20 protein-coding genes are annotated in these 22,538 nt (G+C 55.8%); 9 read left to right on the plus strand and 11 right to left on the minus strand.

What is annotated here, in order from left to right:
• Position 1: 1 nt before the first annotated feature.
• A complete protein-coding gene (locus tag ABLU95_RS13840; protein WP_048296864.1) occupies positions 2 to 460 on the minus strand; it encodes an Lrp/AsnC family transcriptional regulator in 459 nt (152 codons plus the stop codon).
• Positions 461 to 575: 115 nt separating this feature from the next.
• On the opposite strand from ABLU95_RS13840, the gene ABLU95_RS13845 reads away from it, so the two are divergent.
• Positions 576 to 1,628, plus strand: a complete 1,053-nt coding sequence (locus ABLU95_RS13845) for a PLP-dependent cysteine synthase family protein (RefSeq protein ID WP_065882819.1) — start codon at positions 576 to 578, stop codon at positions 1,626 to 1,628.
• A 44-nt stretch (positions 1,629 to 1,672) separates the two neighbouring features.
• Here the strand turns inward: ABLU95_RS13845 and cof are convergent, their stop codons facing one another.
• The gene (cof, locus tag ABLU95_RS13850) at positions 1,673 to 2,491 is read right to left on the minus strand and encodes an HMP-PP phosphatase (RefSeq protein WP_065882820.1); all 819 of its coding nucleotides are present in this window, start codon (positions 2,489 to 2,491) and stop codon (positions 1,673 to 1,675) included.
• A gap of 127 nt (positions 2,492 to 2,618) precedes the next feature.
• Here cof and ABLU95_RS13855 point away from each other — a divergent pair, with 127 nt between their 5' ends.
• Both ABLU95_RS13855 and queC read left to right on the plus strand, forming a co-directional pair.
• A complete protein-coding gene (locus tag ABLU95_RS13855) occupies positions 2,619 to 4,316 on the plus strand; it encodes an SgrR family transcriptional regulator (RefSeq protein WP_048296861.1) in 1,698 nt (565 codons plus the stop codon).
• Positions 4,317 to 4,382: 66 nt separating this feature from the next.
• Complete coding sequence (queC, locus tag ABLU95_RS13860) at positions 4,383 to 5,084, plus strand: 7-cyano-7-deazaguanine synthase QueC (protein WP_023288618.1); 702 nt, start codon at positions 4,383 to 4,385, stop codon at positions 5,082 to 5,084.
• Positions 5,085 to 5,212: 128 nt separating this feature from the next.
• Here queC and ABLU95_RS13865 read toward each other — a convergent pair whose 3' ends face one another.
• The 9 genes from ABLU95_RS13865 to bolA all read right to left on the minus strand — a co-directional run bounded on the left by ABLU95_RS13865 (position 5,213) and on the right by bolA (position 15,770).
• Positions 5,213 to 5,614, minus strand: coding sequence for a YbgC/FadM family acyl-CoA thioesterase (locus tag ABLU95_RS13865; RefSeq protein WP_023288617.1), 402 nt, complete (start codon positions 5,612 to 5,614; stop codon positions 5,213 to 5,215).
• A 111-nt stretch (positions 5,615 to 5,725) separates the two neighbouring features.
• Positions 5,726 to 6,094, minus strand: coding sequence for a helix-hairpin-helix domain-containing protein (locus ABLU95_RS13870; protein ID WP_023288616.1), 369 nt, complete (start codon positions 6,092 to 6,094; stop codon positions 5,726 to 5,728).
• A gap of 148 nt (positions 6,095 to 6,242) precedes the next feature.
• Positions 6,243 to 8,117 carry a peptidylprolyl isomerase gene (ppiD, locus tag ABLU95_RS13875; protein ID WP_243805457.1) on the minus strand — a complete coding sequence of 625 codons (1,875 nt, stop codon included), beginning with the start codon at positions 8,115 to 8,117 and terminating at the stop codon, positions 6,243 to 6,245.
• Positions 8,118 to 8,331: 214 nt separating this feature from the next.
• On the minus strand, positions 8,332 to 8,604 hold the full coding sequence (hupB, locus tag ABLU95_RS13880; protein ID WP_002444653.1) for a nucleoid-associated protein HU-beta: 273 nt from the start codon (positions 8,602 to 8,604) through the stop codon (positions 8,332 to 8,334).
• A gap of 209 nt (positions 8,605 to 8,813) precedes the next feature.
• Positions 8,814 to 11,168 (minus strand): endopeptidase La, encoded by a 2,355-nt coding sequence (gene lon / locus ABLU95_RS13885; protein WP_023288614.1) that lies wholly within the window; start codon positions 11,166 to 11,168, stop codon positions 8,814 to 8,816.
• Between the two features lie 183 nt (positions 11,169 to 11,351).
• On the minus strand, positions 11,352 to 12,626 hold the full coding sequence (gene clpX, locus ABLU95_RS13890) for an ATP-dependent protease ATP-binding subunit ClpX (protein WP_002891807.1): 1,275 nt from the start codon (positions 12,624 to 12,626) through the stop codon (positions 11,352 to 11,354).
• A 249-nt stretch (positions 12,627 to 12,875) separates the two neighbouring features.
• Positions 12,876 to 13,499 carry an ATP-dependent Clp endopeptidase proteolytic subunit ClpP gene (clpP, locus tag ABLU95_RS13895; RefSeq protein ID WP_002891804.1) on the minus strand — a complete coding sequence of 208 codons (624 nt, stop codon included), beginning with the start codon at positions 13,497 to 13,499 and terminating at the stop codon, positions 12,876 to 12,878.
• Between the two features lie 309 nt (positions 13,500 to 13,808).
• Positions 13,809 to 15,107 (minus strand): trigger factor, encoded by a 1,299-nt coding sequence (tig, locus tag ABLU95_RS13900; protein WP_023288613.1) that lies wholly within the window; start codon positions 15,105 to 15,107, stop codon positions 13,809 to 13,811.
• Positions 15,108 to 15,452: 345 nt separating this feature from the next.
• On the minus strand, positions 15,453 to 15,770 hold the full coding sequence (bolA, locus tag ABLU95_RS13905) for a transcriptional regulator BolA (RefSeq protein WP_002891649.1): 318 nt from the start codon (positions 15,768 to 15,770) through the stop codon (positions 15,453 to 15,455).
• Positions 15,771 to 16,072: 302 nt separating this feature from the next.
• Here bolA and ABLU95_RS13910 point away from each other — a divergent pair, with 302 nt between their 5' ends.
• The 6 genes from ABLU95_RS13910 (at position 16,073) to ABLU95_RS13935 (ending at position 22,535) form a co-directional block, all read left to right on the plus strand.
• Complete coding sequence (locus ABLU95_RS13910; RefSeq protein WP_004204800.1) at positions 16,073 to 16,651, plus strand: lipoprotein; 579 nt, start codon at positions 16,073 to 16,075, stop codon at positions 16,649 to 16,651.
• A 43-nt stretch (positions 16,652 to 16,694) separates the two neighbouring features.
• Positions 16,695 to 18,170 (plus strand): muropeptide MFS transporter AmpG, encoded by a 1,476-nt coding sequence (ampG, locus tag ABLU95_RS13915; RefSeq protein ID WP_348879780.1) that lies wholly within the window; start codon positions 16,695 to 16,697, stop codon positions 18,168 to 18,170.
• A 479-nt stretch (positions 18,171 to 18,649) separates the two neighbouring features.
• Positions 18,650 to 19,594: a cytochrome o ubiquinol oxidase subunit II gene (gene cyoA / locus ABLU95_RS13920; protein ID WP_004204802.1), complete on the plus strand. Its 945-nt coding sequence runs from the start codon at positions 18,650 to 18,652 to the stop codon at positions 19,592 to 19,594.
• Positions 19,595 to 19,613: 19 nt separating this feature from the next.
• On the plus strand, positions 19,614 to 21,605 hold the full coding sequence (cyoB, locus tag ABLU95_RS13925) for a cytochrome o ubiquinol oxidase subunit I (protein WP_004204804.1): 1,992 nt from the start codon (positions 19,614 to 19,616) through the stop codon (positions 21,603 to 21,605).
• Positions 21,595 to 22,206, plus strand: coding sequence for a cytochrome o ubiquinol oxidase subunit III (locus tag ABLU95_RS13930; RefSeq protein ID WP_002891635.1), 612 nt, complete (start codon positions 21,595 to 21,597; stop codon positions 22,204 to 22,206). Before cyoB ends, ABLU95_RS13930 begins: the two co-directional genes overlap by 11 nt.
• Complete coding sequence (locus tag ABLU95_RS13935) at positions 22,206 to 22,535, plus strand: cytochrome o ubiquinol oxidase subunit IV (RefSeq protein ID WP_002891634.1); 330 nt, start codon at positions 22,206 to 22,208, stop codon at positions 22,533 to 22,535. Before ABLU95_RS13930 ends, ABLU95_RS13935 begins: the two co-directional genes overlap by 1 nt.
• Positions 22,536 to 22,538 lie beyond the last annotated feature (3 nt).

The raw sequence follows: 22,538 nt of genomic DNA on the forward strand, positions 1-22,538 counted from the left end.
GTTATTCGACAGGCAAGGCGGTGGTGTATTTTATCTGTTCCATGGCAAAACTCGAAGTGACATCCGACAGCCCCGGCACGCTGTTCACCAAACGTTTATAAAAGTCGTCATAGCGCTTCATATCGGCCACCTGCACCCGCAGCAGATAGTCATACTCCCCCGCCATCCGCCAGAAGCCGAGCACTTCAGCCATCTGCGTCACTTCGCTCACAAAATGGCAATACCAGTCGCTGCTGTGATGTTGGGTCTTGATCAGGACAAACGCCGTCAGCCCAAGCCCCACCTTTTCCGCATCCAGTAAGGCGACGCGCCCGCGGAGAATACCGTCATCCTCGAGTCGTTTCAGGCGTTTCCAGCAAGGGGTCGTGGTCAGATTAACGGCATCAGCCAGCGCCTGCAAAGAGAGGGTGCAATCTTCCTGCAGCAGCGCCAGCAGCTTACGGTCAATTTTATCTAACATAAGGCCACCAGAGAGAATAATTTACTCCTGCAATTGTAATTGAAAGGCTAAATAGCAACAATTTTTCCCGCACAATCCGCTAAGCTGGGCACAAAATGACAAACAGGAATCCGAGATGAATAGCGCCTGGGTAAAACACGCCATTAGTGAAATTAACGCCGACTATCAGCGTTCCGCCGATACACACCTGATTCGCCTGGCGCTGCCTGGTTTTCCCGGGATCCCGATTTATCTGAAGGATGAAAGTACGCATCCGACCGGTAGCCTCAAACACCGTCTGGCGCGGTCGCTGTTTCTCTATGGCCTGTGCAACGGCTGGATCAAAGAAGGCACCACGATTATCGAATCGTCTTCGGGTTCGACCGCGGTTTCTGAAGCCTATTTCGCCCGCCTGCTGGGGCTGCCGTTTATCGCCGTGATGCCCTCCTGCACCGCCAGACGTAAAATCGAACAGATCGAGTTCTACGGCGGACGCTGCCATTTTGTGCAGAACGCCTGCGAAATCTATGCGGCTTCCGAAACGCTGGCGCGCGAGCTGAACGGTCACTATATGGATCAGTTTACCTTCGCCGAGCGGGCCACCGACTGGCGCGGCAATAACAATATCGCCGACAGTATTTTCCGCCAGATGAGCCATGAGCCGCACCCGCAGCCATCGTGGATCGTGATGAGCGCCGGCACCGGCGGCACCTCAGCGACCATTGGCCGCTATATTCGCAGCCAGGGCTACGAGACGCAGCTGATGGTTGTCGACCCGCAAAATTCGGTGTTCCTCGATTACTGGCAGACACGCGACGCCAGCCTGCGCAGCCCGGTCGGCAGCAAAATTGAAGGCATCGGCCGCCCGCGGGTCGAACCATCGTTTATTCCCGACGTTGTAGATGAGATGCTGCGCGTGCCGGATGCGGCAAGCGTGGCCACTGCTTTGTGGCTGGAAACGCAGCTTGGACGGAAAGTCGGCGCCTCGACCGGAACCAATATGTGGGGGGTGCTGCAGCTGGCCGCGCGGATGCGCGAGGAAGGACGCACGGGTTCCCTCGTGACCCTGCTGTGCGACAGCGGCGAGCGTTATCTGGAAAGCTATTACAACCCACAGTGGGTGGCGGCCAACATCGGCGATATCGCCCCCTGGCAGGCGGAGCTAGCCCGGCTGGTCAGCAGAACATAAAAAAAGCCAGATAGAATGCTATCTGGCTTGCTGGAAGGGTCTCTCTATTCGGGGGAATAAGGAAGATCAGGATTATCCAGCCAATGCGTTAAAAAATGGGAGACCGCCTGATGCCGGCAGTCGCCGATAACCGGGAGATGCGGCAGCTCGGCTTTCAGCTGCGGCATCGCGTTGCCCATGATGAACCCCCGCCCGACGCTGCGAAGCATCTCGCGATCGTTCATCGCATCGCCGAAGGCCATGCACTCCTGTAGGGTGAGGCCCAGGTGCTGGCTCAGCCTCGCCAGCGCCGCGCCTTTATTGCAGCCAACCGGCAGCACTTCCAGACAGTCCAACGCCGAGAAGCAGAGAAACGCGCGCTGGCCCAGCGCCTCATTCAGTTGGATCCGCAGGCGGCGCAGATCGTCATGATCGCCGCAGAAGCAGATCTTGGTGACATGATGCGCCGACATACGTTTCGGATCACACAGTTGATAGCGAAACCCGCTAAAGACATGCGCCTTCAGCAGCTCAGGCCTTGCCTGGCCGGTGAACCAACCGCCGTCATTAAACACGTGCATGCTGGCCCGGGTATCCCATCGACTATGCAGCACTTCTTCCGCTACCTCGGGATTGAGATCCTGACGGTACAGCTCCTCCCCTTCCAGCGAGTGGATGCGCGTCCCGTTGCCCGTGATCAGAAAAGCGTCCAGGGAAAACTCACCCATCACATGGTGCATCTCCAGCGCATGGCGGCCGGTGGCGAACGTCAGGGTGATATCGCGTTCCCGCAGCCGTTTCAGCGCGGTGAGCGTCTTTTCTCCGAGACGATGGTCCGGCATCAGCAAGGTGCCGTCCATATCAAATGCTGCCAGTTTTGCCATGGTGTTTTCCCCAATGTGTGATGGGCTTCGCTTGTGTTGCAGTATCACCTGGGATATACGGAAGTAATAGTGAATAGATAATATAAATTGTTCCGGGTTTATTACGGCCCGGTGGACGACAGCGCTTATGCGACTCTTACACCGTTTAAATCAGTACCAGCGGCTGTGGCAACCCTCAGCCGGGGCGCCGCAGCAGGTCACCGTCGGCGAACTGGCGGAACGCTGTTTTTGCAGCGAACGCCATGTCCGTACCCTGCTGCGTCAGGCGCAAGAGGCCGGATGGTTAAGCTGGCAGGCCCGCTCCGGGCGCGGCAAGCGCGGACTGCTCTCTTTTTATAAAACGCCGGAACGTCTGCGCAATGAGATGATGGAGCTGGCGCTGCATAAAGGTCAGCAGCAAAACGCGCTGGAGCTGGCGCAGCTGGCCCCGGTGGAGCTGAAAGCCCTGCTCCACCCCTTTCTGGGCGGTCAGTGGCAAAACAATACCCCGACGCTGCGTATTCCATACTATCGCCCGCTGGAACCGCTACGCCCCGGCTTTCTGCCCGGACGCGCCGAGCAGCATCTGGCCGGGCAGATCTATGCCGGGCTGACACGCTTCGACGAAGGCGACACTATGCCAATCGGCGATCTGGCGCACCACTGGCAGGTCTCCCCTGACGGCCTGCGCTGGCAGTTTTATATCCGCTCCACACTGTGCTGGCACAACGGCGATGCAGTGGAAACCGCACAGCTGCGGCAGCGCTTACTGCTGCTGCTGGATCTGCCCGCCTTGCGGACCCTCTTCGCCAGCATCAGCCGCATCGACGTCACTCACGCCCAGTGCCTCACCATCACGCTGCATCGTCCTGACTACTGGCTGCCGTTCCGCCTCGCCAGCTATTGCAGCGTGCTGGCCCATCCTGACGATCCGGCCATCGGCTGCGGACCGTTCCGCCTGAAGCGGTTTAGTCCGGAACTCGTCCGCCTTGAGAACCACCCCCGCTACCATCTGCGGCATCCGCTGATCCAGGCGGTGGAGTACTGGATCACCCCCCAGCTCTTCGATCGCGATCTCGGGACCAGCTGTCGCCACCCGGTGCAGATCACGATTGGCGACCGCGAAGAGCTCCATAACCTGCGCCAGGTCAGCAACAGCATCAGTCTTGGCTTCTGCTATCTGACCCTGCGTCACAGCCCTCGGCTTAGCAAAGCGCAGGCCCAGCGGCTGGTATCGATAATTCACCGATCGTCGTTGCTGGAAACGCTGCCGCTCGACGAGGATCTGATTACGCCAAGCCATGAGGTGTTGCCGGGATGGTCCATCCCGCAGGGGCCGGAAAACAGCGCGGTGCCACTGCCGGCCAGGCTCACGCTGCTCTACCATCTGCCGGTCGAACTCCACGCCATGGCCGAACAGCTGAGACAGCGGCTGGCTGTGCTGGGCTGCGAGCTGACGCTTCTGTTTCATGACGCCAAAAACTGGGAGGGCTGCCAGCATCTGGGGCAGGCCGACCTGATGATGGGCGACCGCCTGATCGGCGAAGCGCCAGAGTATGCCCTGGAGCAGTGGCTGCGCTGCGATATGCTGTGGCCCAATTTGCTGACCGGGGCGCAATATGCCCATCTGCAGGCGACATTAGACGCGGTACAGGCGCAGCCGGAAGCCCGCAGCCGCAACGATGCGCTGCGCAACGTATTCAACAACCTGATGGAAGACGCCATCATGACGCCGCTGTTTAAATACAACTATCGGATCAGCGCCCCGCCGGGTGTCAATGGCTTGCGCCTCAACGCCCGCGGCTGGTTCGACTTCGCCAGCGCCTGGCTGCCGGCGTCGACGTGAGAGAGCTGGTGGTGGCGGGCGTCTGGCGCTACCATATCGCCTTTACTCATTAAGTCAGGAATTGCCATGAAACGCGCCGTAGTTGTCTTCAGCGGAGGACAAGATTCAACCACCTGTCTGGTGCAGGCTCTGCAACAGTATGATGAAGTGCATTGCGTCACTTTTGATTATGGCCAACGCCACCGCGCGGAAATCGACGTTGCGCGCGAACTCGCCCTGAAACTTGGCGCCGTCGCGCATAAAGTGCTGGACGTTACCCTGCTCAATGAACTGGCGGTCAGCAGCCTGACCCGCGATAACATTCCGGTACCGGACTATCAGCCTGATGCCGAGGGCATTCCCAATACTTTTGTCCCGGGGCGCAATATTCTGTTTTTAACCCTGACGGCAATCTACGCCTATCAGGTAAAAGCCGACGCTATCATCACCGGCGTGTGCGAGACCGATTTCTCCGGCTACCCGGACTGCCGCGATGAGTTTGTCAAAGCGCTGCACCACGCCGTCAGCCTTGGGATGGCGAAAGACATTCGCTTTGAAACCCCGCTGATGTGGCTGAACAAAGCCGAGACCTGGGCGCTGGCCGACTACTGGGGTCAGTTGGATCTGGTGCGCCGGGAAACCCTCACCTGCTACAACGGCATTAAGGGCGATGGTTGCGGCCAGTGCGCCGCCTGCAACCTGCGCGCTAACGGGCTCAACCAGTATCTGGCCGATAAGGTCGGGGTAATGGCGGTGATGAAGCAAAAAACCGGCTTGACACAGGCATAGCCTCCGAAGAGGTATCTGCCCGAAGCTTCAGTTCAAATTCCCCGGTGGCGCTACGCATACCGGGGCAAGGGGTTGATCACCTTCCGGAGGTCGAAGCGCGCCACCGCCCGGCACGCACGCGACGGTTGTCAGCGCAAGTTCATCTGGTCGAGTTTCTCACGTAGTTCCCCTTCCAGCGGCAGCGCCTTCTGGGTTTTCAAATCAATACAGACGAAGGTGATCAGCGCATCGGCCACCACCTCGCCATTGGGGTTGAGGGTGACCACTTGGCTGAGCGTGCCGCTTTTGCCGTTGAGTTGCTCCAGTTTGCTGCTCACCGTCAGCACATCGCCCAGGACCGCCGGACGGCGGTAGTTGATATTAATATTCACCACCACGAAGGCGATGTTTTTCTCGGTCATCCACTGAAACGCCGGGCTATTTTCCAGACCATCCCAGCGGGCCTCCTCAAGGAACTCCAGGTAGCGTGCGTTATTCACATGCTGGTAGACGTCCAGATGATAGCCGCGAACTTTAATTTGTGTTTGCATAGCATCAATGCCTTTCTGTTATTGTTGTTTGCGAGGTAAGAGGTCACACCACTTAATGCAACCTCTTTATCCTGGCAAAAAATTACTGCTGTGCAAGCGCTGGCATAAAATTTACAGCGTCAGATGGGCTAAATTCCGCTCCACCAGCGCACTGCCCATCCCCGGGACCTGCTTCAGGTCATCAAGGGTTTTGAATGGCCCATACTCCTCACGGTAGCTGACAATCGCCTGGGCTTTTTTCAACCCCACGCCATTCAGAGCCTGCGCCAGCTGCTCGGCGCTGGCGTGGTTAATGCTGACTTTGGTCGCCCCGTTGTCGGCCTCGCCGGGTTCCGCTTTCGCTTTCGCCGAAGAGGACGCCGGGACATGCTCTTTGGTTACCACCGCTTTGCCGCTGGCGGGGGCGGCCAGCGCGCCCTGTGCGCCTACCGCGAAAACCAGAACGCCCGCGGCCATCAGTGCTTTTATTCCATATTTCATGCTGATATCTCCTTGTGTGTAGACAGCAAGGCTACGATAGCGTCAGTGCGGATGGCCGACAAAAGGCAAATCACAGAAATGGAAAGGGCCGCGAAAGCGGCCCCTGAGGATTACATGGTGTTGCGTATTTTTGCGAAACGACGCGAAATTACTGCTGCTGGTCGATGCTGTCGCCCAGCTTAATTTTCGCCGCCTTGCGCAGGTTGCTCATCAGCGCTTCGAAAGCGATTTGGGCATTGTTCTGGGTAATCCCCTGAACCATAGCCTTCTTCTGCTCTTCCGGCATGCTGCCTGCTTTCACTTCATCCAGCGCCACCAGCACCACATCGCCTTGCATGTTGCTGCCAACGCCATAGACCGGTTTGCCCTGCTGCGGCAGCGGCAGAGTGAATGCCAGCTGGCTCAGCGGATCCTGGCCGGTACGGGACAGCGTCTGCGGCGCGCCAAAGCTCAGGCCAGCCGCCTTCATCGCCTCATCGCCTTTGCCGTCTTTCAGCGCCGCCAGCAGCTTATCGGCATCCAGCTTCGCCTGCTGTTCCGCTTTATTGTGCTTAACGATATCGCTGACCTGCGCCTTCACTTCGGCCAGCGGTTTCACCGCCTCGGCTTTGTGCTCGCTGATACGCAGAACAAAAGCGCGATCGCCATCAACGGTAATGATGTCAGAGTTGCTGCCCGGCGCGCCGTTCGCACCGACCAGACCGCCGTTGAAGATAGCGTCAGCGACCGGTTTAAAGTTCAGCTCTTCCGGCAGGTTATCGCGGCCAAACCAGCCGGTTTCCACCACCTGCACTCCGGCGACCTGCGCCGCGCCCGCCAGCGATTCATTATCGTTGCTGGCCGCATCGCTCACCTTCTGCTGCAGCGCATAGTAAGCATCCAGCGCTTTCTCCTGCTTCACTTTCGCCGCAATGTCATTGCGCACGTCAGCCAGCGGCTTGACCTGCGCCGGCTGGACGTCGTCCAGACGGGCCACCAGGAAGCCAACCGAGGATTTGATCACTCCGGAGAGCTGGCCTTTCTCTTTCAGGCCGGCCTCTTTCAGCTCAGGCACGGTAGAGGCATCTTCCATCCACCCCATATCGCCGCCGTTGCGGGCAGAAATAATATCGGTCGATTTTTCTTTTGCCAGCGTGGCGAAATCAGCGCCTTTTTGCAGCTCGGCCAGCACCGCTTTCGCGTCGGCTTCAGTTTTAGTCTGAATCACGCTGTAGCGATTACGCTGCGGCTGAGTGAACTGATCTTTATGCTGGTCATACCATGACTGGATTTCTTCGTCAGAGGCGTTTTCCTGCATGCTGGCGGCATCCATCTTGATGTAGCTCACGCGGAACTGCTCCGGCGCCATAAAACGGGCCTGATTCTGCTGCCAGAAAGCGTTGATTTCCTCATCGCTGGCGGTCTGTTTTGTCGCCAGGGCGTTGACGTTGATGGTCGCTTCGCGGACGACACGCTGCTGAGACACCAGCGCCGCCAGCTGATCGGACTCACCCGGCAGCATGAAATCGGTACCCGCAATGGCGTTAATCAGCTGCTGCGTGGTCAGCTGGTTACGCAGCGCCTGGGCGTACTGATCGGTGGTCATTCCCATCTGGGCGACAATACCGCTGAAACGCTGGTTGTCGAACTTACCGTTCGTCTGGAACGCCTGGGTCTGGAAGATCGCCTGCTTCACCTGCTCATCGCTGATGCTGAGGCCCAGCTCGCGGGCATACTGATCCAGAAGCGACTCATCGATCAGGCGGTTCAGCACCTGCTGGCGCATGGTTTTCATGTAGTTTTCGTTCGCCGCCAGCTCGGAGAACTGGTCGCCAAGCTGCTGCTGCATACGGTTACGTTCGCTGGCGACGGCGTTTTCAAACTGCCCACGGCCAATCTCCTGGCCATTCACTTTTGCGGCATAGTTTTTGCCACCGCCAATCAGGTAACCACTCACCCCGGTCAAAATGAACGAGACGATAATGATACCGAAAATAATCTTGAGCACGACGCTGTTGGCGGCCGTGCGTAGGTTGTCCATCATGGTGTAACAACGCTCCGCTGTAGATGACTTTAGCTCGCGCAGCATAGCACGTGATGGCCGCCGCGCGTGAGGACGTATTTTGACAAGAAAACAGGGTGATTGTCAGCCCACAAGTGGCGATAAACACACATAAAGTGGTCTGAAAAGGCAATAAAAAAGGCACATCTCACGATGCGCCCTTGTACTTCGTCACATTCCCTGACGGGAAAGCCGATCAGTTCACCGCGTCTTTCAGCGCTTTACCAGCACGGAAGCCCGGCACTTTTGCGGCAGCGATAGTAATTTCTTTACCTGTTTGTGGGTTGCGACCAGTACGGGCGGCACGTTCTTTAACAGCAAAGGTACCGAAACCTACCAGCGCAACGTCATCCCCAGCCTGCAGAGATTCAGTAACAGAAGCGATTAAAGCATCTAACGCACGTCCAGCTGCAGCTTTAGAAATGTCCGCACCCGCAGCAATTTTGTCAATCAGTTGAGATTTATTCACTGTTCTCTTCCTCTCTTTATAATTTATATCGCACCAGAGTCCTTCATAGTGCGACCGCGCAGCAGTTATATCAGGACTGTCATGCCCTTACAACAGCAGTTGTCGATGACCCCCCTGCCAGCGATCTAAGTTAGCTACACAAAAAAAGGCTGGCAAGTCCGAAATGACTTACCAGCCCTATTTTTATTAGCGCAATTTGCGCAGAATCACTATTTCGCGGTCACAACCTGCATGCCGAACGGTTCGTTCTGCAGCGCAAGTGTCAGAACTTCCTCGATTCGTTTCACCGGATGGATATCCAAATCGGCGATAACGTTATCCGGAATTTCTTCTAGGTCGCGTTTGTTCTCATCAGGAATCAGAACAGTCTTAATACCGCCGCGATGCGCCGCCAGCAGTTTTTCCTTCAAACCGCCGATCGGCAGCACCTGACCACGCAGCGTAATCTCCCCGGTCATCGCCACATCGGCGCGTACCGGGTTGCCGGTCAGGCAGGAGACCAGCGCCGTACACATGGCGATACCCGCGCTCGGGCCATCCTTCGGCGTCGCCCCTTCCGGTACGTGGACGTGAATATCACGCTTCTCGTAGAAGTCGGCGTTAATGCCCAGCTTGTCCGCCCGCGAACGTACCACGGTCAGCGCAGCCTGAATCGACTCCTGCATCACCTCGCCCAGCGAGCCGGTGTAGGTCAGTTTGCCTTTACCCGGTACGCAGGCGGTTTCGATGGTCAGCAGATCGCCGCCCACTTCCGTCCACGCCAGACCGGTCACCTGACCGACGCGGTTCTCACTATCGGCGCGACCATAGTCGAAGCGCTGTACGCCGAGATAATCATGCAGATTCTCACCGTTAATTTCGATGTGTTTCAGCGTTTTATCCAGCAACAGCTGCTTAACGGCCTTACGGCACAGCTTGGAGATTTCACGCTCCAGGCTACGAACGCCCGCTTCACGGGTGTAGTAACGAATAATGCCGATAATGGCGCTATCGTCGACGGTCAGTTCGCCTTTCTTCAGCGCGTTGCGTTCGATCTGCTTCGGCAGCAGGTGACGCTTGGCGATGTTCAGTTTTTCATCTTCGGTGTAACCCGAGAGGCGAATCACTTCCATACGGTCCAGCAGCGGCGCCGGAATGTTCATGGAGTTGGACGTCGCCACGAACATCACGTCGCTGAGATCGTAATCCACTTCCAGATAGTGGTCGTTAAAGGCCACGTTCTGTTCCGGATCCAGCACCTCAAGCAACGCGGAAGCCGGGTCGCCGCGCATGTCGGAAGACATTTTGTCGATCTCATCCAGCAGGAACAGCGGGTTTTTCACCCCCACTTTCGCCATTTTCTGGATCAGTTTGCCCGGCATCGAGCCAATATAGGTCCGACGATGACCGCGAATTTCCGCTTCATCGCGCACGCCGCCCAGCGCCATGCGGACGTATTTCCGGCCGGTCGCTTTGGCGATAGATTGACCCAATGAGGTTTTACCTACCCCCGGCGGTCCCACCAGGCAGAGGATCGGCCCCTTGATTTTGTTGACCCGGCTCTGCACCGCGAGATACTCAAGGATGCGGTCCTTCACGCGCTCCAGACCATAGTGATCGGTATCGAGGATCTCCTGGGCCTGACGCAGGTCTTTCTTGACCTTACTGCGCGCATTCCACGGCACCTGCACCATCCAGTCGATGTAGCCACGCACGACGGTCGCTTCCGCAGACATCGGCGACATCATCTTCAGCTTCTGCAGTTCCGCTTCGGTTTTCTCTTTCGCCTCTTTCGGCATTTTCGCCGCGTCGATCTTGCGCTTCAGCGCTTCGTTTTCGTCCGGGGCGTCGTCCATCTCGCCGAGTTCTTTCTGAATCGCTTTCATTTGCTCGTTCAGATAGTACTCGCGCTGGGATTTCTCCATCTGCTTTTTGACGCGGTTGCGAATGCGCTTCTCAACCTGCAGCAGATCGATTTCCGATTCCATCATCGCCATCAGATATTCCAGACGTTCGTTGACGTCGGACATCTCCAGCACGGACTGCTTGTCCGCCAGCTTCAGCGGCATATGCGCCGCGATGGTATCCGCCAGGCGCGCCGGATCGTCGATGCTGTTCAGCGACGTCAGCACTTCCGGTGGGATCTTTTTATTCAGCTTGATATAGCCTTCAAACTGGCTGATAGCGGTACGAACCAGCACTTCCTGCTCACGTTCGTCAATCGCCGGCGAGTCGAGATACTCCGCTTTCGCCGAGAAATGTTCGCCATTATCAGACAGCGCAGAAATGCGTGCACGCTGTAGCCCTTCGACCAGCACCTTCACGGTGCCGTCCGGCAGCTTCAGCATCTGCAAAATAGACGCCACGGTTCCAACGGTGAAAAGATCGTTTACACCCGGCTCATCCGTCGACGCTTCTTTCTGCGCAACCAGCATGATTTTTTTATCATGGTCCATGGCCGCTTCGAGGCAACGGATAGATTTTTCCCGCCCTACGAACAGGGGTATGACCATGTGCGGATAAACCACCACATCGCGCAACGGCAATACGGGGATTTCAATGCGTTCAGAACGCTCAGGATTCATAGAGCTCTCTCTTAGTTTAAAGTCCGCCAGGTAGCCGACGACGCCACACTCCACTGCATCGTCGTTAATATGTAATCCAGTATATGGGGATGTATTCCACACATTCAACGGCGGGAATGCAGGAAAAATAAAAGGGGAGATAAAATCCCCCCTTTTTGTTAACTGCTTGAGTGAAATGGCTAATTATTCGCCAGATGCCTGCTGAGCTTCCGGTTTGCCGTAGATCAGCAACGGTTTGCTCTGCCCGGCGATAACCGACTCATCAATGACCACTTTTTCGACATCTTCCATCGAAGGCAGGTCATACATGGTGTCCAGCAGCGCCGCTTCCACAATGGAACGCAGGCCACGGGCGCCGGTTTTACGCGCCATCGCTTTCTTGGCGATGGCATCCAGCGCTTCGTCGCGGAATTCAAGCTCTGCGCCTTCCAGGCTAAACAGCGCCTGATACTGCTTGGTCAGGGCGTTTTTCGGCTCTTTCAGGATCTGGATCAGCGCTTCTTCGCTCAGCTCGTTCAGGGTCGCCACTACCGGCAGACGGCCAATGAATTCCGGAATCAAACCAAACTTGATCAGATCTTCCGGCTCGACCTGGGCCAGCAGTTCGCCTTCGCTCGCTTTGTCGGACTTCGCTTTAACCGTCGCGCCAAAACCAATGCCGGAGCCGGTTTCCACACGGTGGGAAATCACTTTATCCAGACCGGCAAACGCGCCGCCGCAGATAAACAGGATCTTGGAGGTATCAACCTGCAGGAACTCCTGCTGCGGGTGTTTACGCCCGCCCTGCGGCGGAACGGCGGCGACGGTGCCTTCGATAAGCTTCAGCAGCGCCTGCTGCACGCCTTCGCCGGAGACGTCGCGGGTAATCGACGGGTTGTCGGATTTACGCGAAATTTTGTCGATTTCGTCGATATAGACGATGCCGCGCTGCGCTTTCTGCACGTCGTAGTCGCACTTCTGCAGCAGTTTCTGAATGATATTTTCGACGTCCTCACCCACATAACCGGCTTCGGTCAGGGTGGTGGCGTCCGCCATGGTAAACGGCACATCCAGCAGGCGCGCCAGCGTTTCCGCCAGCAGCGTTTTACCGGAGCCGGTCGGCCCGATCAGCAGAATGTTACTTTTACCCAGCTCTACGCCATTGCTGGTATCGCCATTGCGCAGACGTTTGTAGTGGTTGTATACCGCGACCGCCAACACTTTTTTCGCCTGTTCCTGACCGATGACGTAGTCATCAAGGTGGTGGCGAATCTCGTGCGGCGTCGGCAGCGCGCTGCGCTCGCGGTGCGGCGCAACTTCTTTAATCTCTTCGCGAATGATGTCGTTACATAAATCAACGCATTCGTCGCAGATATACACGGATGGCCCGGCGATCAGCTTACGCACTTCATGCTGGCTTTTGCCGCAAAAAGAGCAATACAACAATTTGCCCGATCCATCTTTGCGTTTATCTGTCATGAGTCCAAACCTCTTTTTAAGTTCTTTGTGCCGCACACGACGACGCAAATGCCATTCTCAGGCGCAAGCCGCCATATAGCGTTGTGCCGCCCTTCATTAGTATATACACAAAATCCTTCGCGCTACATCGAGGCGGTAGCGAAGCTACCGGCCGCCTGCCTGCCCGGCAAGCCTCCGGAAAAATGCCAACCGCTTAGCAGACGTGGCGAGAAGGATGCAGCGTAAAGCGGCACCCTTGCGCCTCGGGCATCAATTACGATGGGTCAAAATAGAGTCGACCAGTCCGTACTCCACGGCTTCCGCAGCAGAGAGGAAGCGGTCACGCTCGGTGTCACGCTCAATCTGCTCAAGAGACTGGCCGGTATGATGCGCCATCAGCTCATTCATCCGTCCTTTCACCTTCAGGATTTCACGGGCGTGGATCTCAATATCCGTCGCCTGCCCCTGATAGCCGCCCAGCGGCTGGTGGATCATCACGCGGGAGTTCGGCAGGCAGAAACGCTTGCCCTTCGCCCCGGCGGTCAACAGGAACGCGCCCATGGACGCGGCCTGTCCCATACAGATGGTGCTGACGTCCGGCTTGATGAACTGCATGGTGTCATAGATCGACATCCCGGCGGTGATCACCCCGCCCGGAGAGTTAATGTACAGGTAAATGTCTTTTTCCGGGTTTTCCGCTTCCAGAAACAGCATCTGCGCCACGATCAGGTTTGCCATGTGGTCTTCGACCTGGCCGGTCAGAAAAATGACGCGTTCCTTAAGCAGACGGGAGTAGATATCAAAAGAACGTTCACCGCGTGAGGTCTGTTCAATGACCATCGGCACCAGGGCCATATGGGGTGCAAAGTTGTCTCGTTCGCCACTGTATGACATTTCCGTCTCCTGGAGTAATTTTAAAATACCTGCTGCACTGATTGTAACCTTACGGACGGATTATCAGCCACAGTTTCTATCCGCTGAACGCGTCACCGCCTCTTCAACACGCGTGCAATTGCGGATGCAGTTGCCTCCCCCGGTAATGGGGATGGCGTTGCCATATTTCAAGCATAACAAGCTTTTGCTGTAACGCTATCATGGTAAATGCGTTTTAGCACCGTGCCTGAGGCTGGCATTATCCTAAAAAAAAACCCGCCGCCTTTCGGCAACGGGTTTTTGCCCGAACCTTACACCATCGCGGCGAAATTACGCCTGCTGGTTCATCAGTTCGTTGAAGGAAGTGGCTTTTTCAGACACTTTGGCTTTCGCCAGCACGGCTTCAACAGCCTGCTCTTCCAGCGCCACGTTGCGCATGTTGTCCATCAGCTCTTTGTTCTTGCTGTAGAACTCAACCACTTCTGACGGATCTTCGTAAGCAGAAGCCATCTCTTCGATCAGGCCTTTCACGCGCTCTTCGTCAGCTTTCAGCTCGTTGGTGCGAATCACTTCGCCCAGCAGCAGGCCAACCACTACGCGGCGTTTAGCCTGCTCTTCGAACAGCTCACGCGGCAGTTCCAGAGCCTGTTTCTCGTTGCCACCGAAACGCTGAGCAGCCTGGCGACGCAGCACGTCGATTTCGCTGTCGATCAGGGCCGCCGGAACGTCGATTTCGTTAGCTTTAACCAGACCTTCGATAGCCTGAGACTTCACGCGGTTACGCACAGCGCCTTTCAGCTCGCGTTCCATGTTTTTACGCACTTCAGCGCGCAGGCCAGCGACGGAACCATCTTCCACGCCGAAACGTTTGATGAATTCTTCGGTCAGCTCCGGCAGTTCACGTTCTTCAACTTTCTTCAGGTTGATAACGAACTTAGCCGCTTTACCTTTCAGGTTTTCAGCGTGGTACTCTTCCGGGAAGGTCACGTCGATGGTGAACTCGTCACCCGCTTTGTGGCCTTTGATACCGTCTTCGAAGCCCGGGATCATACGACCCTGACCCATCGCCAGTACGAAGTCAGACGCTTTGCCGCCTTCGAACTCTTCGCCGTCTACGGAACCGGTGAAGTCGATGGTTACGCGATCTTCAGCGTCAACTGCGCCTTCTTTGTCTTTCCAGGTGGCCTGCTGCTTGCGCAGGGTTTCCAGCATGGTGTCAACGTCAGCGTCGGTCACTTCAACAACCGGTTTTTCTACTTCGATCGCTTCCAGACCCTGCAGTTCAACTTCCGGGTACACTTCGAACTCTACCGCGTAGGTGAAGTCTTCGCCCAGTTTGTATTCGCCCGGAACGTAGTTCGGCGCGCCGGCCGGATTGATTTTTTCTTTGATGATCGCGTCAACGAAATGACGGCTCATCAGGTCGCCCAGCACGTCCTGGCGAACGGATGCGCCATAACGCTGAGCAACAACATTCATCGGCACTTTGCCTTTACGGAAGCCGTCAATGCGAACTTTTTTCGCTACGTTGACCAGCTCGCTTTTGACAGCATTCTCGATGCTGTCAGCGGCGATAGTAATCGTTACACGGCGCCCAAGGCCCTGAGTGGTTTCAACTGAAACTTGCATCTTGTTACCTCAAAAAAATCACAGTGCTCGGTCAACTCTGGAAGCGCGTGTAGGTGGCTTCGCAGAACCGGGATGCCCTCTTCAAATCAGAAACACATTCCCTGTCGTCAGAATCATCCCGAAGACATTCATATATAAGACGCGGCATTATAGCGGCATCACTTTTGTGAGTCGAGAACGGTTGTCGCCTGGTGCTGCGGCATTTTTCACATTTCCCGCTCAATTTTGTCCGCAAAAGCGCTGACTTTGCGCATTTTCCAGGCAAAACAAAACGGCCCGTAGGCCGTTTTTGCTAAATCTGCAAGCAACATACTGGAAAAGCGCCAGCGGTTGCAAATAGGATTTCTAGGCGATGCTCCCCGCGCCGCGGCATGGCGGCGAGGCGAAAACCGTATCCTGTAGCGCTTCCCATTCTTTAATCGTGTAGGTGTGCAACGCCAGGGCGTGCACCGTATTCGACAGCTCCTCGGTTAGCGTGCCGTAGATCATACGGTGGCGATTAAGGAAACGCTCGCCAGTGAAGCGATCGCTCACTAACACCACTTTAAAATGACTTTCAGAGCCCGCAGGGACGTTGTGACGATAACTTTCATCCACGACTTCGAGATACATCGGGTCGAACGCTGCTCTAAGTTTTGCTTCGATCTGTTCACGTATCATCATGAATTTTCTCCTCCGACAACGCTGAGATGCCGCCACTCCTTTTAAATGTTAGCCGCTTTTACCGCTTCCATTAGGAGAAAACAACAAAAAATTAGCATTGTTCTGATATTTTCATTCAAAAGTATCACGTTTACTGGCTCTGGTCGCCAGATCCGCCGGGGAAAGAGCGATTAAACGTAGCGGGGCGCTCAGAAAACCGCCAGGGCGATGGATTTACACGCGTTGCCACTTCCCCTTGCCGTTGGCAATGCTATGATGGCGGTAATTTTCCTTATAACAACACCATGCGTTGAGACCTGAACATGCTTAAGAAGATCCTTTTCCCGTTGGTCGCCATGTTTATGCTGGCAGGATGCGCCACGCCGCCGACCACCATTGAAGTATCGCCGAAAATCACGCTGCCGCAGCAGGATCCGAGCCTGATGGGCGTGACCGTCAGCATCAACGGCGCCGACCAGCGTCCGGACCAGGCGCTGGCGAAAGTGACGCGCGACAACCAACAGGTCACCCTTACCGCCTCCCGCGATCTGCGCTTCCTGCTGCAGGAAGTGCTGGAGAAACAAATGACCGCGCGCGGCTACATGATTGGCCCGAACGGCGCAGTCGATCTGCAGATCATCGTCAACAAACTCTACGCTGACGTCTCCCAGGGCAACGTGCGCTACAACATCGCCACCAAAGCCGATATCGCCATCATCGCCACCGCGGCAAACGGCACGAAGATGACCAAAAACTACCGCGCCAGCTACTCGGTTGAAGGTGCCTTCCAGGCCTCGAACAAAAACATCGCTGATGCCGTCAACAGCGTCCTGACCGATACCATCGCCGATATGGCGCAGGACACCAGCATTCACGATTTCATCAAGCAAAACGCGCGTTAATGCCACCACGAACCCGGCCTCCGCCGGGTTCGTGCTTTATGCTATGTCCAGTCACTACTTACGCATTTTTCAGCAGCCTAAATCAGCGATTTTGCTGATCCTCGGCTTCGCCTCCGGTCTGCCGCTGGCCCTCACCTCCGGTACCCTGCAGGCCTGGATGACGGTGGAAAACATCGATCTGAAAACGATCGGTTTTTTCTCGCTTGTCGGCCAGGCCTATGTCTTTAAATTCCTCTGGTCCCCGCTGATGGACCGCTACACGCCGCCGTTTCTCGGGCGCCGTCGCGGCTGGCTGGTCACCACCCAGATCCTGCTCCTGTTGGCCATCGCGGCGATGGGCTTTCTTGAACCCGTCTCCCAGCTGCGCTGGATGGCGGCGCTGGCGGTGGTGATCGCCTTCTGTTCAGCGTCGCAGGATATTGTCTTTGACGCCTGGAAAACCGACGTTCTGCCGGCGGAAGAGCGCGGCGCCGGCGCCGCGATCAGCGTGCTGGGCTATCGCCTCGGGATGCTGGTCTCCGGCGGTCTGGCCCTGTGGCTCGCCGACCGCTATCTCGGCTGGCAGGGCATGTACTGGCTGATGGCGGCGCTGCTGGTGCCCTGCATCATCGCCACGCTGCTGGCGCCCGAGCCGAGCGACGTCATCCCGGTTCCCCGATCGCTGGAGCAGGCGGTGGTTGCGCCGCTGCGTGATTTTTTCGGCCGTAACAACGCCTGGCTTATTCTGTTGCTCATCGTTCTTTATAAGCTTGGCGATGCGTTTGCCATGAGCCTGACCACCACCTTTCTCATCCGCGGCGTCGGTTTTGACGCCGGTGAAGTGGGGATGGTGAACAAAACCTTAGGCCTGTTCGCCACCATTCTCGGCGCCCTGTACGGCGGCGTCCTGATGCAGCGGTTGACGCTGTTCCGGGCGCTGCTGATCTTCGGTCTGCTGCAGGGGGTCTCCAACGCCGGCTACTGGCTGCTGTCGATTACCGATAAGCACCTCTATTCCATGGCGACCGCGGTATTCTTTGAGAACCTGTGCGGGGGAATGGGCACGGCGGCGTTTGTGTCGCTGCTGATGACGCTGTGCAACAAGTCGTTCTCCGCCACCCAGTTCGCGCTGCTCTCGGCGCTGTCCGCGGTTGGCCGCGTGTACGTCGGGCCGATCGCCGGCTGGTTCGTCGAGGCCCACGGCTGGTCCACCTTCTATCTCTTCTCTGTGGTCGCGGCGGTGCCGGGGATCGCGCTGCTGCTGCTGTGCCGGCAAACGCTCGAGCATACCCAACGCACGGCAAGCTTTATACCGCGTCGCGAATACCCGCAGGCCTATGCGCTGGCGCTGGGGATCCTGACGCTGGGCTGCCTGCTGCTGGCGGTATGGCTGGGTCTGCTGATCCTCAACGCGCTGGATTATACGTCGTTCAGCTTCCTGTCCGGCCTGCTGGAGGTTGCCGCGCTGACGGCCGTTGGCGGTATTTTGCTCGGCGGCCTGCTCGACTACCTGGCGCTGCGTAAAACCCACCTGATTTAAGGACGCTGCATCATTATTAGCCGTTGTAATTACGAAACGTAATTATAACGGCTTATTAACGCTTTTATATTGCCCGCCGCGCTATTTGTTGTTTTGTGCGTTTTTGTTTTCTGGAAATTATTGACAGTTTTTATTCGATTCTTTAAATAATTTAACCGATTCAGCTAAGCCGATTTTATTTTACGTTTCCACAATGTCTTTTATTTGATAATTAAATGTTAAACAATTGTTCTAATTTTTGGGTGGTTATGCCCATTCGCCGCTAAGCACTCCTTTTCTTATCCCTTTCGTTATCGATCCCACGAAAATCAGGCTTTGCAAGCGATTACGTAACACTACGTAACATATGTGACAAAGCAAGCAGAAGCCGCTAACACAGAACTGACAGAGATCCAATCATGTTTACAGTAATGCAACCTTACCGTAAAATGCCCGTACACTTTAAACGCCACCAGATCCCGTGGAATTGAGGTCGTTCAATGAGACTCAGGAAATACAATAAAAGTTTGGGATGGATGTCATTAATCGCAGGTACTGTATTACTCAGTGGTTGTGATTCTGCACTCCTTGACCCAAAAGGACAGATTGGACTGGAGCAACGCTCTTTGATTCTGACGGCCTTCGGCCTGATGATGATTGTCGTTATTCCCGCCGTCTTGATGGCAGTAGGATTTGCCTGGAAGTATCGCGCGAGCAATAAAGATGCGAAGTATAGCCCGAACTGGTCACACTCCAATAAAGTGGAAGCTGTGGTCTGGACGGTACCTATTCTGATCATCCTGTTCCTGGCCGTTCTGACCTGGAAAACCACTCACGCACTGGAGCCAAGCAAACCGCTTGTCCATGACGAGAAACCAATCACCATCGAAGTCGTATCGATGGACTGGAAATGGTTCTTTATCTATCCGGAACAGGGTATTGCTACCGTTAACGAAATCGCCTTCCCGGCGAACGTACCGGTACACTTCAAAGTGACCTCTAACTCGGTGATGAACTCGTTCTTTATTCCGCGCTTAGGCAGCCAGATCTACGCAATGGCCGGGATGCAGACTCAGCTGCACCTCATTGCTGACGAAGCTGGTACTTATGACGGTATCTCCGCTAGCTACAGTGGCCCGGGCTTCTCTGGTATGAAGTTCAAAGCGATTGCTACCCCGGATCGTGCAACTTTCGATCAGTGGGTTGAAAAAGCGAAACAGTCTCCGAACGCTATGGACTCTATGGCCGCGTTCGAGAAAGTGGCTGTGCCTAGCGAATATAACAAAGTGGAATACTTCTCTAACGTGAAGCCGGATCTGTTCAAAGATGTTGTGAACAAATTCATGTCTCACGAGAGCATGAACATGTCCAAACCTGAAGGCGAGCATGCCGCTCACGACGGGATGGAAGGCATGGACATGAGCCACGCGGAAACCGCTCACTAAGGGGCCGAGGAAGAAAACGATGTTCGGAAAACTTACACTGGATGCAGTGCCCTACCACGAACCTATTATCGTGGTAACGGTGGCTGCGATTATCATTGGGGGACTGGCGCTTCTGGCGGCCATCACTTACTTCGGTAAGTGGTCCTACCTATGGAACGAGTGGCTGACCTCTGTCGACCACAAACGTCTCGGTATCATGTACGTTATCGTGGCAATCGTCATGCTGCTGCGTGGCTTTGCTGACGCCATCATGATGCGTAGCCAGCAGGTGCTGGCCTCGGCCGGGGAAGCAGGCTTCCTGCCGCCTCATCACTACGATCAGATCTTTACCGCCCACGGCGTTATCATGATCTTCTTCGTGGCGATGCCGTTCGTTATCGGTCTGATGAACCTGGTGGTTCCGCTTCAGCTCGGCGCACGCGACGTAGCCTTCCCGTTCCTCAACAACCTGAGCTTCTGGTTCACCGTTGTGGGCGTGATTCTGGTTAACCTGTCTCTGGGCGTCGGTGAGTTCGCGCAGACCGGTTGGCTGGCCTATCCGCCGCTGTCGGGAATTGAGTACAGTCCTGGCGTAGGGGTCGACTACTGGATTTGGGCGCTGCAGCTCTCCGGTATCGGTACTACCCTGACCGGTATTAACTTCTTCGTGACCATTATCAAGATGCGCGCCCCGGGCATGACCATGTTCAAGATGCCGGTATTCTCCTGGGCATCTCTGTGCGCTAACATCCTGATTATCGCCTCTTTCCCAATTCTGACCGTCACCATCGCGCTGCTGACCCTGGATCGTTACCTGGGCACCCATTTCTTTACCAACGATATGGGTGGCAACATGATGATGTACATCAACCTGATTTGGGCCTGGGGTCACCCGGAAGTGTACATCCTGGTTCTGCCGGTGTTCGGGGTCTTCTCCGAAATCGCCGCGACCTTCTCGCGTAAGCGTCTGTTCGGTTACACCTCTCTGGTGTGGGCAACCGTCTGTATTACCGTTCTGTCGTTCATCGTTTGGCTGCACCACTTCTTCACCATGGGTGCCGGCGCAAACGTAAACGCCTTCTTCGGTATTACCACCATGATTATCGCGATCCCGACCGGGGTTAAGATCTTCAACTGGCTGTTCACCATGTATCAGGGTCGCATCGTCTTCAACTCAGCGATGATGTGGACTATCGGCTTTATCGTGACCTTCTCCGTAGGTGGGATGACCGGCGTGCTGCTGGCGGTACCGGGCGCGGACTTCGTTCTGCACAACAGCCTGTTCCTGATCGCGCACTTCCATAACGTTATCATCGGCGGCGTGGTATTCGGTTGCTTCGCAGGTCTGACCTACTGGTGGCCGAAAGCCTTTGGCTTCACCCTGAACGAAACCTGGGGCAAACGCGCTTTCTGGTTCTGGATCATCGGCTTCTTCGTGGCGTTTATGCCGCTGTACGTGCTGGGCTTCATGGGGATGACCCGTCGTCTGAGCCAGCAGATCGATCCGCAGTTCCACCCGATGCTGGTTGTTGCAGCTTGCGGTGCGGCGCTGATCGCCTGCGGTATCCTGTGCCAGCTGATTCAGTTCTACGTCTCTATTCGCGACCGCGATCAGAACCGTGACCTGACCGGTGACCCGTGGGGTGGCCGTACGCTGGAGTGGGCAACCTCTTCTCCACCGCCGTTCTACAACTTCGCTATCGTTCCTCAGGTTCACGAGCGTGACGCCTTCTGGGAAATGAAAGAGAAAGGTGAAGCGTACAAACAGCCTGCTCACTATGAAGAAATTCATATGCCGAAAAACAGCGGCGCCGGCATCGTCATTGCCGCCTTCGCGACGGTATTTGGTTTCGCCATGATCTGGCATATCTGGTGGATGGCGATCGCCAGCTTCATCGGCATCGTAGCGACCTGGATTATTAAGAGCTTTGACGAGGACGTGGATTACTACGTACCGGTTGCAGAAGTCGAAAAACTGGAAAAACAGCATTTCGATGAGATTAACAAAGCAGGGCTGAAAAATGGCAACTGATACTCTTGCGCATACTGCCCACGCGCATGAACACGGGCACCATGATACAGGACCGATGAAGGTATTCGGTTTCTGGATCTACCTGATGAGCGACTGCATTATCTTCGCTACGCTGTTTGCTACCTATGCCGTTCTGGTGAACGGCACGGCCGGCGGACCGACTGGCAAAGATATTTTCGAACTGCCGTTCGTTCTGGTTGAAACCGCACTGCTGCTGTTCAGCTCCATCACCTACGGCATGGCGGCTATCGCCATGTACAAAAACAACAAGAGCCAGGTGGTTTCCTGGCTGGCGTTGACCTGGCTGTTTGGCGCCGGATTTATCGGGATGGAAATCTATGAATTCCATCACCTGATCATGGAAGGCTTTGGTCCGGATCGTAGTGGCTTCCTGTCCGCGTTCTTCGCGCTGGTCGGCACCCACGGTCTGCACGTGACCTCTGGCCTTATCTGGATGGCGGTGCTGATGTTCCAGGTTTCACGTCGTGGCCTGACCAGCACTAACCGCACGCGTATCCTGTGCCTGAGCCTGTTCTGGCACTTCCTGGACGTCGTGTGGATCTGCGTGTTCTCGGTTGTCTATCTGATGGGGGCGATGTAATGAGTCATTCTACCGATCATAGCGGCGCTTCTCACGGCAGCGTGAAGAGCTACATGACAGGATTTATCCTGTCCATCATCCTGACGGTCATTCCGTTCGCCATGGTGATGAGTGGCTCCGCCTCGCATGCGGTTATCCTTGGCACCATTCTGGTGACCGCTGTGGTGCAGATCGTGGTACACCTCGTGTACTTCCTGCATATGAACAGCAAGTCCGATGAAGGCTGGAACCTGACCGCATTTATCTTCACCGTAATCATCATTGCGATCGTGGTTGTCGGCTCCATCTGGATTATGTGGAACCTGAACTACAACATGATGATGCACTAAGAG

Origin of the sequence: Klebsiella sp. GG_Kp146 (genome assembly GCF_040061975.1) — a bacterium.
Classification (GTDB): domain Bacteria; phylum Pseudomonadota; class Gammaproteobacteria; order Enterobacterales; family Enterobacteriaceae; genus Klebsiella; species Klebsiella quasipneumoniae.

Coding starts and splice junctions, on each gene's coding strand:
- ABLU95_RS13840 (WP_048296864.1), bottom strand. CDS start 460: ATGTTAGATAAAATTGACCGTAAGCTGCTGGCGCTGCTGCAGGAAGAT.
- ABLU95_RS13845 (WP_065882819.1), top strand. CDS start 576: ATGAATAGCGCCTGGGTAAAACACGCCATTAGTGAAATTAACGCCGAC.
- cof (WP_065882820.1), bottom strand. CDS start 2,491: ATGGCAAAACTGGCAGCATTTGATATGGACGGCACCTTGCTGATGCCG.
- ABLU95_RS13855 (WP_048296861.1), top strand. CDS start 2,619: ATGCGACTCTTACACCGTTTAAATCAGTACCAGCGGCTGTGGCAACCC.
- queC (WP_023288618.1), top strand. CDS start 4,383: ATGAAACGCGCCGTAGTTGTCTTCAGCGGAGGACAAGATTCAACCACC.
- ABLU95_RS13865 (WP_023288617.1), bottom strand. CDS start 5,614: ATGCAAACACAAATTAAAGTTCGCGGCTATCATCTGGACGTCTACCAG.
- ABLU95_RS13870 (WP_023288616.1), bottom strand. CDS start 6,094: ATGAAATATGGAATAAAAGCACTGATGGCCGCGGGCGTTCTGGTTTTC.
- ppiD (WP_243805457.1), bottom strand. CDS start 8,117: ATGATGGACAACCTACGCACGGCCGCCAACAGCGTCGTGCTCAAGATT.
- lon (WP_023288614.1), bottom strand. CDS start 11,168: ATGAATCCTGAGCGTTCTGAACGCATTGAAATCCCCGTATTGCCGTTG.
- clpX (WP_002891807.1), bottom strand. CDS start 12,626: ATGACAGATAAACGCAAAGATGGATCGGGCAAATTGTTGTATTGCTCT.
- clpP (WP_002891804.1), bottom strand. CDS start 13,499: ATGTCATACAGTGGCGAACGAGACAACTTTGCACCCCATATGGCCCTG.
- tig (WP_023288613.1), bottom strand. CDS start 15,107: ATGCAAGTTTCAGTTGAAACCACTCAGGGCCTTGGGCGCCGTGTAACG.
- bolA (WP_002891649.1), bottom strand. CDS start 15,770: ATGATGATACGTGAACAGATCGAAGCAAAACTTAGAGCAGCGTTCGAC.
- ABLU95_RS13910 (WP_004204800.1), top strand. CDS start 16,073: ATGCTTAAGAAGATCCTTTTCCCGTTGGTCGCCATGTTTATGCTGGCA.
- ampG (WP_348879780.1), top strand. CDS start 16,695: ATGTCCAGTCACTACTTACGCATTTTTCAGCAGCCTAAATCAGCGATT.
- cyoA (WP_004204802.1), top strand. CDS start 18,650: ATGAGACTCAGGAAATACAATAAAAGTTTGGGATGGATGTCATTAATC.
- cyoB (WP_004204804.1), top strand. CDS start 19,614: ATGTTCGGAAAACTTACACTGGATGCAGTGCCCTACCACGAACCTATT.
- ABLU95_RS13930 (WP_002891635.1), top strand. CDS start 21,595: ATGGCAACTGATACTCTTGCGCATACTGCCCACGCGCATGAACACGGG.
- ABLU95_RS13935 (WP_002891634.1), top strand. CDS start 22,206: ATGAGTCATTCTACCGATCATAGCGGCGCTTCTCACGGCAGCGTGAAG.